This is a genomic window from Bacillus sp. es.036, from assembly GCF_002563635.1.
Taxonomy (GTDB): Bacteria; Bacillota; Bacilli; order Bacillales; family Guptibacillaceae; genus Guptibacillus.
This window is the reverse complement of record NZ_PDIZ01000001.1, coordinates 874,124-886,809: the sequence shown is the minus strand read 5'-3', so window position 1 is coordinate 886,809 and position 12,686 is coordinate 874,124. Positions and strand designations below refer to the sequence as shown.

Below are 12,686 nucleotides of genomic sequence, written 5' to 3'. Positions count from 1 at the left end.
CTTTTTAATAACTAATTGCGATCTGATTGGAGACTTTGATCCGATAGTTATCCTGTTGAAAATACACAAACCCTTCTATATTGATTGACTCTTTAAATTCTGACTTAATGGGAATTTGAAAACTGTCAATTCCAATCTGCTCACCTGGTAAAAGAGTCACTGGATGTAATGGCGCTACCCAAATCTCTCCATTTTCTTTCGCTTTCTCAAGCCAATCATGTTCAGTAAATACCCATTGCGTTTGCTCACTATTTGATTTTGAACGCATTTCTGCCTCATCAACAGGAAAAATCTTTCCTTTTAAAACAGCGATATTAGGGGGATTGAACCGGAAACAAATAATCGGATTATGCAGCTTCCTCGTTCCGCAATTCTCAATTTGTAAGGCGCCTCGAATAATAAATGAGTTTTCCCCATTCAAAATAACGGAAGTATTAAAATAGGCTACAGCATAAGATTCCTCTACTTCGGTTGTCTCCGTATCTCCCTCCGTTTCATTCGGTTTTGTTAAGAATTTCGCTCTTTTTTCCAAGTTTTTTATTTTTCCCTGCAAATGATTAATCAGTTTATCCTTTTCATTAATATCAATTTGCATCTCTGCTAAAAGTGTTTCATATCCCTTAATCTTATTGACATAACTTTTAATGCTTTCTTGTACGGCACTTCTTTTTTCAATCTCAACGATCTTAGCAACGTTTTCTTTTGTCTTTTGCTCAATGTCCTCCTGTAATTGTTCCAGTTCATTTTTTAAATTGATTCGTTCTTGATCACTTTCTTCTAAAGAGGCTAATTTCCCCTTTAAAGCGTTGACCTGATCTTGAGCGAATATCAGTTCTTTTTCTAGCTCTAGTGACTTTTCCTGAAAATACTTCGTTCGGGTAACGAGACGAGAATAACTTAGCTTTTCTCCTTGCATACTGTTCGCCCCCCTCGCAAACAAACTTTCACTATTCTATATGTATGAATGTAAACCCAATTCATAACAAAAAAGTGCAGGAAGTATTCTCCTGCACTTAGACTTTATGACTGCTTTTTAAACTTTACATCATCAAAATTAATACAGTCTTCAATCTCCAATTCGCCTTCATGAACCTCAACTGTTCCAGTATTAAATACCGTTTTTCCACGACGATTTATAAGATGCATTTCAAACGCTTGCTCATGGCCATCTCCGACAACAGCTAGTTTGAAATCAAGTAACTTACCTGAATCGGTCACACCTGAGCCTTCAACAACAAATTTTAGTCCACTTTCACATTCTTTGCAGTGTAAGGTATCCTGTTCAAAACGTGTGGCTGTAAAGGTAAAGTCATGGCCTCCATCACTACTATCAGTATCATGGAAATTGAGTTTTAATGTACTTCCATTTAAACTGCAGTCTCCGCAAATGTTTGCAAGTAGTGTAGCTGTACCTTCATCTTCTCCTGTCGTTCTGCCACTTGCTTCTCCAGTTAGAGAGCAGTCACAGTTCGGCCTAGGGAAGATATCAGGACACTGAGCTGGGAATTCGATCGGTGGACATTCGTCAATAATATCATCAATACCAGCTGTCAAGTCGTTGTCTCGTGGTGAACAGAATTTCGCAAGTACTTCTAGCTTCACTTCAGCTTCTACTTGGATATCCACACAGAAGATCACTTCTAGATCGAATGAAGTTGGCGATGGACAGTTTAATAGCACGGTTCCCGAAGGAATTCGGCATACAATTTTTGTAATGCGGCAGAATAAGTCAGTTCCATCCGGAAAACAAAGAACAAATGACTCTAATATTGATGTACTGCAATCAACTTCTGTTACTACTACACCATTTCGGTCAACAACAAGAACTTGTAAATCAGCAGTGAATAGTAAATCCACTAGCTGAGCGTCTGCTAATCCTCCCCCAGGAAGTGCAACATTGACATCTCTCTTATCGCCGATTTGTTCACAAAGGAACCCTTCTCCTTCTTGGTCGCTCCCAGAAAGCGGGAACAAAGGTGGTGTTTCTGGCACGTTACAAACGATACGTAACGGACGTCTCGTTGGATCTTCCATGGCTGCTTCAATCAAAGCGATCTGCTCATCTGTAAATTCAATTGTCTTTCTTACAGATAATTGATCAGTCACCCAGTCGTATACTTTTTGAACGCGAATACACTCATCCTGTAAGCTGTTTGCAGCTGTTGGTGAAGTGCGATTCTTATGTGGTTTGTGACCCATATATCGTTCCTTCCTTTCTTTCTCATGATAGGTTGATTCCCTACATAGTATGGAAAGAGCACAGATTTGCAACTACCGGGGCTGCCCAAATTTTTTTGAATGAAGAATGAAAACTTTATTGTGCAATTCTTGAAGGAGAGGTTTCGATGAATATTTTATTTTGGGAGAAAACAAAGTTTACATTACCGACTGAAGAAATAAAAGCACTGCAAATTCTACTACCATACTGGGGCCTTAAAATCGTTCTAGACCAATCAAAAATTGTCCCAGCATTGACTGATTGTAAAGTTGATGTGAGGGGGTTGAACTCCTCCTCCTTTAGAGACCTCAATAAAACATTACGTCATACAGAAGTTTCACTATGCACAACCACCAAAAGTATCTCAAGTGATGTTGAGTTTCTCATTTCATATGAAGAAACACTTTCCTATCCCATTTCTTTAACTGTGATGAATATGACATACAATCTAAAACCATGTGGTCGTTATGGTGATCTAAAACAAGTCATTCATGAACAGATTTGGCTCCCCGCAGTGCTCTCACCAATCATTGTACGTATTCATCCTAGATTGAAAGAGTACACCGTCCAATGGCTTAACTATTTAATCATACAGAGTTTCCATCGAAAAACATTCCAACCCCTCGACGAAATTTCTTTTTCTATTTATAGAAAAATCGTGGATCGGATATTAATGACCATCAATCCTGACTTCGCCAAGCTGCAGCTTAATCATCTTTCGACTTTAAACGAATGGCCAGATCTCCCTAAAATGCCTTCACACCTAAATGAGACATCACCTAACCAAACAAAAAAGGGTTCCCTCTCTCCTTTTTCTAATCAACAAAAAAATCAAGAGACCACTACATTTAATCCTTTTAAATTTCAAACGAAAACAAATGAAGCCAAAATCATCAATCCTTTCCAAAATAAACACTGATTTGCCGGCACCCCGTCCCTCCTGCTCGAATAAGCTATACTATCAATACGAATAGTCATGAGAGCAGGAGGCTAACCATGAAAAAGAAAGATATACAGGCATTATACAAAGAAGTGAAAAGAAGAAGGAGATCTGGTTTACAAGAAACCACTCAGCCTACAATTAAGAAACCTGGATGCAAGTCTTGTGGAAAAGTAACATGGAAACCAAATAACGACCAATAAAGAGAGATGAGGAATATTCCCTCATCTCTCTTTATGTATGAATTTAGCTCCTTAAATAAATAGACTTTCATCTATACATCAGTTGATATAGCACATACCTTATTATAGTAATTTATCATCCTCAGTTGAAAGGAGAGGTAGATATGGAAGAAGAAATCAAGTGCACCAGCTGTTTTTGTGACAACTTTGAAGATACAAGGGGAAAATCACCCAATTTCTTAGCAATTTTTGTACAAGATGCTCCTTTTCCAGTTGAGGTCGGGCCAGTTCCAGGAACAGGAGACACGTTAATCGTTGCAAGTATCACTTTAACGAAAATTGATAAAGAAACGTGCTGTGCGCATTTTGTAGTGGTTACGCTTTTTAACGCTCCAGTTGTAGTACCAGGCTTCCCAAATGGCATCTATACTGCAGAAACCGTGATTGATTGTAATCGAATTCAAGCGTATCAAACACTACCAGCATAACCATCAAGATAGGAGGAAAAGAAATGAGCTGTTGCAATAAAAAGGAAGTTGTTCATACGGCTTGTAAGAGCTGTTTTTGCAAAACTTTCGCGGGTAAATCAAACGTAGCGCTTGGGGCCATTCAAATAGCAAACCAGGCCTTTACACTGGGACTTCAACAACCACCACTTCCACAAGGTACACGCCGCATTAGTGGAATCACCTTGTTCTCAATTGATCCTACAACGTGCTGCGCTAAGATTGGGTTTCAATTTAATGGAACGCCATTCACTGAATTCATAACAGCTGATTGTCGAGATGTTTATTCGTTTAGCTTTGCCCCTGATGTATTTCCAATATGATTTCGCATAATAAGTTACCAATGGAGAAAGTAATCCTGCTCCTTTTTATTTTCTTTAAAATTCCACGTAATCATCATCACATCTTAACAGCTGATCAATAACATATAGTATGGCTTGTACGAAGGAGGGAATAAAATGGCTTGTTTATGCAATAAAAAGCAAGTAAAAAAACTTGAACCATGTTCAGACAAGCATTCAACAAATCGCCGAGATCGCTATCGCAATCGCAGAACGAACCGCTGCTGCATGGAAACAACACTTAGAAAGTCATCTGGTTGTTAATCCAATTACAGTGATAAATAGGTATCAATCTATTCCATTGCTTACCAAAAGAATATAGTGTATTAACCCTGTAAAATTCAGGTGAGATTCGAAAAAAAGGAGGACATAGTTATGAGTCTTTTTGATGATAATCACGGACACAAGACGCAAAAATGTAACAAGTGCGACGGGTGTGCTTGTGACACACTAAGAAACTTGGATCCAGGTCGAAGAGTAACGATCAATATCGTAGGTGTAGCTTTACCACTTGGTCCTGTTACATTCGCTTGTTTTGATCCTGAGACATGCTGTGCAACATTTATCAGCCAAGCTTCTACAAGTGGTGCTGTAACGGTTGTAGACTGCAGAGACATTGCAAGTATTTCAGTAACTCCACTTTAATACTTTTGCAGGCTGTTTCTACAGCCTGCTTTTCTCATTTACAAAGATGGAGGTGTGATTGGTGAAGGTATTCTATATTTCTTCAGGCTTTCAGGGTATATACGAGTACATTGACTCTAAAATCATTAATTCGATTCACGCTAGTAAACATGAATGCTGCTCTGCTTCTTTATTTAAAGGATTAAATCATTTAAAAGAAATGATATTGGAATTCAAGCCAGCCCTTATCCTCACAACAGTTGGATATACCTTTCCTCCTCAGTTAAGAGATTGGATAGACGAGCAACGTGTGCCTATTGCCATTTGGTTAACGGAAGATCCCTACTATATCGATTTAACTGTACCCATCATTCATAAATATGACTACATCTTCACGATAGACATGGCAGCCTATGAAAGGTATCTTAAGATGGATCATAAACAGGTCTACTATTTGCCACTTGGCACAGACTGTGGTATCCATAAAAAAAGAGCGCAAAATATGAATTATGCCAGTGATATTTGCTTAATTGGTAGTCCTTATCCAAATAGGATTCAATTGGTCAAATATTTATTAAATAACTCCAATTATAAAATGACAGTCGTTGGCCCTGAATGGGCAGATATTCTATGGAACTATATTCATCGAGATTCGCTTACTATTATCCCTTGGGTAAAGCCCGAACTTGCCTCTCATTACTTTTCTAATGCGAAAATCAATTTAAATATACACCGTCCGTTTAATCTTGAAGTCAACTCTAATTCAAGTGGTGTCATTCCTAAGAGTGTAAACAACCGAACTTTTGATATTGCTGCATGTCAATCATTTCAATTAATCACACCCGTTCTAGATTTGCCTATTCATCTAAAAAATAAGAAAGAAGTTGTATTTTTTGAAGGCGACAAAGAATTATTAGAAACAGTAACCTTTTACTTAAAAAATGATGATTTGAGAAAAACGATCGCTAAGAATGCTGAGAAAAAAGTATCAGAGCATTATACGATCTCTCATTCCTTGGACTACATTTTCACCACTGTCGAAAAGAAAAAGGGTTAATATGTTTTAAACGTCCAAATGAATGAATTCCCTAATTGATAACTTCCGAATTCTTCAGCATTTAACTTAATGGCTTCTCTGATATTAAACTTTAATTTTAAAGCCACGTTAACATCAATATTATGCAAATGGTTATTTTGACTCAAGTACAATTCATCTTTATAAGAGAACAGCCTTCCATCCGGTAGGAATTGAAGTTGATTGATCTTTGAAGAAAGAGGACTGCCAGAAGATATGGATGAAATAAAAGTAGGAGAAAGTTCTACTGCTAACATTTGATTAAGCGAAAAAAATTGAAGAACTTCTCTATTTGGAATCTTTCTCTTTTGATTGTTTTGATACAAAAAGTATTGTTCAACCCCGTCCTCCTTCATTAGAATTTGGTATGGTAAGTCACTCATATTGACGGACTTTCCAGTTTCATATTTATATAAAAGTGGATCAGGTATTTGAACAATTTTAGATGGTTGGTATTTAAAGTAGTTAAACCATTTTGCATTTATTAACCTTTTTTTCTGGTTATCTATTAAATAAATATCCTGCGATAACCCTCTAACAAGAACACCATTAGGTAAAGGGTCTGGGACATCTTTGTTTAGTACCTGAAAAGAAGACGGGGTCTTTAGGGCCACTTCAAAACTGCCGTCTACTGGATAAAAGGGGGCGAAGTCTGTTAAACGGTTCCAGAACTCAGCATCGGCATTATGCCAAAATATAGGGTCATCATTCCAATAACTCTCGTACGTTGAATACACTTTTTCAGCAATTTCGCGCGTGTGCATGACAGAACAATGATCGACCTTATTACTTGCATTCGATAAGATTTCTTTTGCCTTGCTCTCACTTTCATAAAAGATATTAAAACTTTCATCAACATATTGTAGTAATTGACCACCATAAACGATATGATGCGAAGGATTTTGATTAAGATATTCTGCCATTACCTTTAAACGATTCGATCGATAGGTGGTATCATCAGTAAGGTACGTAATGTACTTTCCTTTAGAAAGAGAAATTGCTTTATTAATTAATGTAGCGTATCTTGTTTTCTTGTAACGATCTTCATTCTTAATGTTACTGTTAAAGAAATTGATTCGCTTATCGTTTAAATATGTTTTAATAATGTTTTGAGTTTCTTTATTTGAATGATCATCCATAAGCCATAATTCCCAATTTGATATGGTTTGATTAATCACGCTTTGAATGCTTTTTTCTACTAAATCCGGTTTATTATAGCTCGTAAGAATTACCGTAATTAGATCTGACAAATCAATTCCTCCTTTAACACGGCTTAACAGAAATAAAAGACTAACCATAGACATCTATGAGTAGTCCTTTACCTTCACCACCGTTAAAACCTATAGATTTCGAAAACGCGATAACGAATGTAGTTGAATGCGACGCTTTTTTTCTAAATTATCAATTTGAGGAAGCTTTTCTAAAACCACGATAAATTCATTTGAATAGATCTCAGGGCCATAGGCCATTGCGACTCTAAAATTCAACAGATCGAGCAAAAACAATGTCTCTAATACTTTAAAAAATGAATTAAACGTGAATACGGAACAATGGACATCTACATAAATACCTTCATTCATACTAGTTTGTGCTAATTTTAAACCAGTCTCCTCTGAGCCAAAACGCTCACATTTCTCAACTACAATATTTCCATTCCACGCATCATAGGTATCAATTTTTATCGCATTTGCATAAAAATCAATAATTTGTCTTGGACTTGGCCTTCTTAGTTTGTTCAGGTATGAATCAATCAGTTCAGCAACTGTAGTCAGCTGCCTTTGATAATCGAACGTATAACGTTTATCAGGAATAGCAAGGCAAATATGTCCTCCTACATTTAATATCTCGTTCATTTCGTCTAGCCAACCAATCACATCAGGTACATGTTCAATAACATGTGAAGCCACCACATAATCAAACGTTAAATCACGTGAAATCGCTTCTCTTAACGTTTTTTCTCCCCATATGAAGTCCACATCATTGATTTGTGTAATATCTATATTAGGATCATGACGGTATTTTTTAATTAGTTCATCTTTACTTGTATGGTCAATATAATACACAGCGCCCTCTTTTTTCGTAACAACTGGATTCGTTAAGGGGCCAATTTCGATGCCAGCGCCAGTTTTAACCTTCACTCCACTCAGTAGTTTTGCCTTTCGGTCTGCATGATTTTTTTTGAGATAATCCCTGTTCCAATCCCAAATTGCGCTGTTGTAATAGCTATCTTGTCGTGATGTTTTCACATTAGTAGTAGGGGTAATGAAAGGAATGAACGTTTCAATCATGGTAAATGGATCATATACCATTCTCACATCATCTTCTGTACATATAGCTAATTGAGCTTCAAGAATGTTCTTTCTATCCAAACGCTGTTTTTCTGCTATTTTTTTACTAAAACACTTTGGCTTCATCATGATACAAGCTTCCGATACTGCAAGGTATTCGCGATACCAATTCACACTCCCATATGTTGTATTGGCATTTTCATCAAAACCTTTATATGGTTCAATCAATTGGTCATCTGGGGCCATCACATACCCTGCGTTTTCAATCAATTGATTTTGATTTATTATTTTTCCTGAAGCCCCTTCAAATCCTCCTTCTTCTAACCAGGCTATGAGCTGACTAGTTGTATTTTTACTATTAAACTTCACACCTGCGCATAAGATCATGAGATAACCATCAGAGGGTTGTTTAAAAACTTCCAATTCCCCTAATTTCTTAAACGAGTCTTCCTTTAGTAATGTAAATCGTTCATCTAGTTTTAGTTTCAACTCATCAAATCCAGCCGGTACAATAATAGTCACTTTTTTCGGTTTGCAATATTGATTTTCAAGTGAAGTTAGTGTCTTTTTTAATAAATCCTCGTTATATTTCTCATCAAAATAAATCACTACTTCAAAAGGTTTCCTTTGCTTCAAGTGCCAGTTCAATTGGATAAATCCCATAGCATTCCTTTGAATACTTGCATCAAACCCGCTTTTTGTTACGTAGCGGTTTAGAGCTTTCATTTGCGCTTCTAAAACATATGGTTTAGCTTGTATGCCTGAACTTGCAGAGGATGGGATTACTCTCCAATGGTAAAGAATTTTAGGAATATGAACAATTTCTCGAGCAAATTCTGATGCCTTTAAAAAAAGATCCCAATCCTGAGCACCGTCACAATGTGCATCAATTTCGCCAATTTTTTCAAATAGCGTTTTATTCATCACAGTAAAGTGGATGACATAATTAGCGGATAGCATGGTTACCCAAGACCAAGCATGCTTAAATAATGGAGAAGATCTAACATCAGAATTTTGATTAATCAGATCCCGATCTGAAAAGAGAATGTCCGCCTTTTCATTCTCGTTTATTGCTTTGACTACTTCATAAAGGGCGTCCTCAGTGATTAAGTCATCATGATCTAGAAACGCAATGTATTCTCCTCGAGCCATTTTAAGACAGTGGTTTGTATTTTTAGAAATACCTTCATTTTTCTCTAAACACATTAAATCAATTCGATGATCTTCTCTTGCGATGGTTTTAAGATAACTTAAGTTATCTCTATTTTTCTTATCAGCATAAACAATACATAACTGCCAGTTTTGATAAGTTTGATTCCTTACGCTTGAAATCGTCTCTCTCAAAATACGATGGTCAATGATATATACAGGAAGCAGAATACTTATTAGCGGTTTTCGAGTAAATCGTTTCATCTCATTTTCGTGTTTTAACTTTTCTAAAGGATCGTTTACACATGTATTAATAAGCCAATTGTTTTTCCCTTTTTCCCAAAGCAACGCTTTTTCGTCAAAGGATTGATGGCAATATACCAATTTTTTATTAATGGTTTGTAATAAATTCATTAGAAATTCATTAGTTTCCTTTAAAACGACCTCTTTTTCAAAGATGAACGATTGCATTTGTTCTAAATCTACATCATTACTAACCGTTTTCTTATCCAAATTGTTTAACGTATGAATTTCAGTTCCAACGTATTTGAGCTTTGTATTAATGACACTTTTTTTGTGAATGACCCTATCAAGCTCATAAGCTAGTTGTGCTTTGATAATATCAAACTCTTCTTCTTGACCTTTAATAGGATACAATTTTTCTATTCGCGTAAGTTCTTTTTCCATCATTTGGATTTCTGCAGGGATTTTCAAGTCCTCTTCTTTTACATAAAGAACAGTATGGCTAGCCACTACCTGCTCTGGCCACATTTCTAAACTTCTCATAAAGCCATGTTTTGCAAACTGGAGATCCCAATATTCTGGGGGTTGAACATTGATATGTGTTTTTTCTTCATAATCATCAGGTGAGGAAGAAAAAAGGATTTTCTTAGTATGCTTACACATCAAATCGATGGCTTTCATACCCATTTCTTCAGTAAGATGCTCTAAAATTTCTATACAAATTATCACATCATACACACCATTATATTGACTAGGATCATCCGCAGATCCTATATTACAAAAAGGCTTAATATCATTTCTTACAGTAGAAATGGCGTATTCAGATACATCAAATCCATATGCTTCAGCACCTCTGTCTCTTAAACATTCAACTAAAAACCCCTTTGCACAACCAACTTCTAGAACCCTGCTGATGTCATTATTTAACAAAACTTGATCTGCAATAGTAGAAAAGAAGTTAAGCCATTTTCCTCCCTGAATATCTCTATCATAAGGAATATCACCTAAACCTGTTCTATAATAGTTCTCATCAAAAGCCAACCTACTATACTTCTCTGCCATGGCCACACCTTCTTTCTATAGCAGTCATTTAACTTAAAGGTTTGAGTCATTCAAGATATAACGAATCACCTTTTCCTCATAAGGATCTATTTGACATAAGATACCTAGCCCATTGTTGGAGTGGAGTCTTAATAGTTTTAAAGGGATTGATGTTTCTTCCAAAAAATCCTCAATAGCCGTTAATACCCCATTTTGTTTCCCGCCTTCAAATTGTGCATTGTTCAACTGAACATTAACCGCATCGAGACTCCTTACTAATTCTGATTGCCCTTGTTTTATACCACTTGTTTTATAAGGATTTCTAAATTCTTTTGGGATTTTTTCTGGATTATAATACATATCTCTTCTCCCGTATGGCCATTCCGTATCATGCAGAAATACGATCGGAAACTTGCTCTCATTAAAAAGACTCTTCTTTTCAATCACTTTTAATTCGTTATAAACCGTATACCAGTTATGATCTCCATCAATCAAAACAGCTTGATAGTCATTAAGCATAGGTAAAACTTCTAAGCTTGTTTTTTTGTATAATTGATAGCTTCCTTTGTACATTTGATTAATCTCTTCCTCGTTAAATAAAGGTAAGGGATCGATAACAATTAAATTCCCTTCAACATTTTTACAATATTCTAGTAATCGAAAGGTTGTTTCACCTTTATATGCTCCAATCTCAATGATTTTATTTAACTTTAATGAAAGTAAGATGGGCTTGATCACACTGCCCCAAAAACGATTCATCGCATCCTCCCACCTTCATTTATGTTTGGTTTCCCAATCAAATCCAACTTCCTCAGAATTCCATGGAATTCGAAATTCATCCGGCTTACTAGCATCGTAGGATTCAGTAGTAAAATAAATAATGGTGGCTGGCACCTCACCTAAAACCCGATAACCATGTGCTACCCCTTTAGGTATAAGCAGCAGACATTGATTAGATTCCCCCATATAGTAAACATCTGTCATACCATAAGAGGAAGCATCCTTTCTTAGATCAAACAACACCACCTGAGCGTGACCAGAAGGAAAAAACCACAAGTCGTCTTGCTTTTCATGATAATGAAAGGCTTTAATCACTCCTGGATAACTCATTGACCACGATGCTTGCCCGAATTTCGTTAATAATTCTGGTTCATCATCTCGAACGAGCTCAGCGAAAAAACCTCTGTCATCACAGTGTCTTTGGATTGGCTTTATTTTCACTCCCTCAATCATTTCCAAACTCCTTTTTTACATATTCGTTTAAGGCGGCTTCCCATTTTCGAGGAGCCTGTAAGCCAAGCTCCAGTAGCTTTTGATGATCTAGAACAGAATATTTTGGTCGTTTCGTTTGAGCGCCATAATTTAGTGATGAAATGGGTTGAATCAGTGATGGATCATAGCCGCTTTCTTCGTAAATCCTTTTTGCAAAGTCATACCAGCTACATGAACCCCCATTCGTCACATGATAAATGCCTGGAGTGTGAAGCATGATGGACGCGGAATACTCTGCTAAATCTTCCGCATAGGTTGGAGAACCGACTTGATCATCTATGACACGGATCACCTTTTGTTGTTTAGCCAAATTCACCATCGTATTTACAAAGTTTTTCCCTCCATGACCAAAAACCCATGAAGTACGAATAATGGTTGCATTCGAAGATAACTGCTGCACAAGTCTCTCTCCGATCCATTTACTCATTCCATAGGTTGATAGGGGATCTGTTTGATCATTTTCAATATACGGCTTGTTTTTCTCTCCATTAAACACATAATCACTGCTATAATAAATGAGTTTTGCTCCAGCCTTTTCACATGCTTGAGCAATTAGCCCTGTTGCAATACCATTTACTTCATAAGGTTTTTTCTTATCCTTTTCACATTGATCAACTTGAGTAAATGCGGCACAGTGAAAAACGATATCAGGTTTCACATCAAGAAACAGAGTTATCACTTGATCCTTATTCGAAATATCTAAGGTTTGTTTTCCAAGGGCAATCACATCTTTACCTGGAAATTTGTTACACAAAGCTCTACCCACTTGACCTTCTCCACCGGTAATTAGTATTTTCAATTGATTTC

General features: G+C 36.6%; 14 protein-coding genes. 7 read left to right on the top strand and 7 right to left on the bottom strand.

Going from position 1 to position 12,686, the window contains the following annotated elements:
- Nucleotides 1–4: 4 nt before the first annotated feature.
- Nucleotides 5–916, bottom strand: a complete 912-nt coding sequence (locus tag ATG70_RS04605; RefSeq protein ID WP_098443190.1) for a hypothetical protein — start codon at nt 914–916, stop codon at nt 5–7.
- 104 nt (nt 917–1,020) lie between these two features.
- Nucleotides 1,021–2,199: a hypothetical protein gene (locus ATG70_RS04600; protein WP_098443189.1), complete on the bottom strand. Its 1,179-nt coding sequence runs from the start codon at nt 2,197–2,199 to the stop codon at nt 1,021–1,023.
- Nucleotides 2,200–2,345: 146 nt separating this feature from the next.
- Here ATG70_RS04600 and ATG70_RS04595 point away from each other — a divergent pair, with 146 nt between their 5' ends.
- The 7 genes from ATG70_RS04595 (at nt 2,346) to ATG70_RS04575 (ending at nt 5,868) form a co-directional block, all read left to right on the top strand.
- The gene (locus tag ATG70_RS04595) at nt 2,346–3,137 is read left to right on the top strand and encodes a hypothetical protein (protein ID WP_098443188.1); all 792 of its coding nucleotides are present in this window, start codon (nt 2,346–2,348) and stop codon (nt 3,135–3,137) included.
- 77 nt (nt 3,138–3,214) lie between these two features.
- The gene (locus ATG70_RS22355; RefSeq protein WP_160919193.1) at nt 3,215–3,361 is read left to right on the top strand and encodes a hypothetical protein; all 147 of its coding nucleotides are present in this window, start codon (nt 3,215–3,217) and stop codon (nt 3,359–3,361) included.
- A 143-nt stretch (nt 3,362–3,504) separates the two neighbouring features.
- Nucleotides 3,505–3,828 carry a hypothetical protein gene (locus ATG70_RS04590; protein ID WP_098443187.1) on the top strand — a complete coding sequence of 108 codons (324 nt, stop codon included), beginning with the start codon at nt 3,505–3,507 and terminating at the stop codon, nt 3,826–3,828.
- Between the two features lie 23 nt (nt 3,829–3,851).
- Complete coding sequence (locus tag ATG70_RS04585; protein ID WP_098443186.1) at nt 3,852–4,169, top strand: hypothetical protein; 318 nt, start codon at nt 3,852–3,854, stop codon at nt 4,167–4,169.
- A 135-nt stretch (nt 4,170–4,304) separates the two neighbouring features.
- Nucleotides 4,305–4,451 (top strand): hypothetical protein, encoded by a 147-nt coding sequence (locus tag ATG70_RS22350; RefSeq protein WP_179886186.1) that lies wholly within the window; start codon nt 4,305–4,307, stop codon nt 4,449–4,451.
- Between the two features lie 111 nt (nt 4,452–4,562).
- Nucleotides 4,563–4,832 carry a hypothetical protein gene (locus ATG70_RS04580; protein WP_098443185.1) on the top strand — a complete coding sequence of 90 codons (270 nt, stop codon included), beginning with the start codon at nt 4,563–4,565 and terminating at the stop codon, nt 4,830–4,832.
- 61 nt (nt 4,833–4,893) lie between these two features.
- The gene (locus ATG70_RS04575) at nt 4,894–5,868 is read left to right on the top strand and encodes a CgeB family protein (protein ID WP_098443184.1); all 975 of its coding nucleotides are present in this window, start codon (nt 4,894–4,896) and stop codon (nt 5,866–5,868) included.
- Here the strand turns inward: ATG70_RS04575 and ATG70_RS04570 are convergent.
- The 5 genes from ATG70_RS04570 to rfbD form a co-directional block, all read right to left on the bottom strand.
- A complete protein-coding gene (locus tag ATG70_RS04570; RefSeq protein ID WP_179886185.1) occupies nt 5,865–7,136 on the bottom strand; it encodes a glycosyltransferase family A protein in 1,272 nt (423 codons plus the stop codon). The two genes, ATG70_RS04575 and ATG70_RS04570, sit on opposite strands and share 4 nt — an antisense overlap.
- A 90-nt stretch (nt 7,137–7,226) precedes the next feature.
- The gene (locus ATG70_RS04565) at nt 7,227–10,628 is read right to left on the bottom strand and encodes a glycosyltransferase (protein WP_098443182.1); all 3,402 of its coding nucleotides are present in this window, start codon (nt 10,626–10,628) and stop codon (nt 7,227–7,229) included.
- A 33-nt stretch (nt 10,629–10,661) separates the two neighbouring features.
- Complete coding sequence (locus ATG70_RS04560) at nt 10,662–11,366, bottom strand: class I SAM-dependent methyltransferase (protein WP_098443181.1); 705 nt, start codon at nt 11,364–11,366, stop codon at nt 10,662–10,664.
- A 15-nt stretch (nt 11,367–11,381) separates the two neighbouring features.
- The gene (locus ATG70_RS04555) at nt 11,382–11,840 is read right to left on the bottom strand and encodes a dTDP-4-dehydrorhamnose 3,5-epimerase family protein (protein ID WP_098443180.1); all 459 of its coding nucleotides are present in this window, start codon (nt 11,838–11,840) and stop codon (nt 11,382–11,384) included.
- Nucleotides 11,833–12,678 carry a dTDP-4-dehydrorhamnose reductase gene (gene rfbD, locus ATG70_RS04550; RefSeq protein WP_098443179.1) on the bottom strand — a complete coding sequence of 282 codons (846 nt, stop codon included), beginning with the start codon at nt 12,676–12,678 and terminating at the stop codon, nt 11,833–11,835. The genes ATG70_RS04555 and rfbD overlap by 8 nt, the downstream gene beginning before the upstream one ends.
- Between the last annotated feature and the right edge of the window lie 8 nt (nt 12,679–12,686).

What these genes read in the sequence shown, in the direction of transcription:
- ATG70_RS22355 (WP_160919193.1), top strand. Translation starts at nt 3,215, where the DNA reads ATGAAAAAGAAAGATATACAGGCATTATACAAAGAAGTGAAAAGAAGA.
- ATG70_RS04595 (WP_098443188.1), top strand. Translation starts at nt 2,346, where the DNA reads ATGAATATTTTATTTTGGGAGAAAACAAAGTTTACATTACCGACTGAA.
- ATG70_RS22350 (WP_179886186.1), top strand. Translation starts at nt 4,305, where the DNA reads ATGGCTTGTTTATGCAATAAAAAGCAAGTAAAAAAACTTGAACCATGT.
- ATG70_RS04585 (WP_098443186.1), top strand. Translation starts at nt 3,852, where the DNA reads ATGAGCTGTTGCAATAAAAAGGAAGTTGTTCATACGGCTTGTAAGAGC.
- ATG70_RS04590 (WP_098443187.1), top strand. Translation starts at nt 3,505, where the DNA reads ATGGAAGAAGAAATCAAGTGCACCAGCTGTTTTTGTGACAACTTTGAA.
- ATG70_RS04600 (WP_098443189.1), bottom strand. Translation starts at nt 2,199, where the DNA reads ATGGGTCACAAACCACATAAGAATCGCACTTCACCAACAGCTGCAAAC.
- ATG70_RS04580 (WP_098443185.1), top strand. Translation starts at nt 4,563, where the DNA reads ATGAGTCTTTTTGATGATAATCACGGACACAAGACGCAAAAATGTAAC.
- ATG70_RS04565 (WP_098443182.1), bottom strand. Translation starts at nt 10,628, where the DNA reads ATGGCAGAGAAGTATAGTAGGTTGGCTTTTGATGAGAACTATTATAGA.
- ATG70_RS04560 (WP_098443181.1), bottom strand. Translation starts at nt 11,366, where the DNA reads ATGAATCGTTTTTGGGGCAGTGTGATCAAGCCCATCTTACTTTCATTA.
- ATG70_RS04555 (WP_098443180.1), bottom strand. Translation starts at nt 11,840, where the DNA reads ATGATTGAGGGAGTGAAAATAAAGCCAATCCAAAGACACTGTGATGAC.
- ATG70_RS04605 (WP_098443190.1), bottom strand. Translation starts at nt 916, where the DNA reads ATGCAAGGAGAAAAGCTAAGTTATTCTCGTCTCGTTACCCGAACGAAG.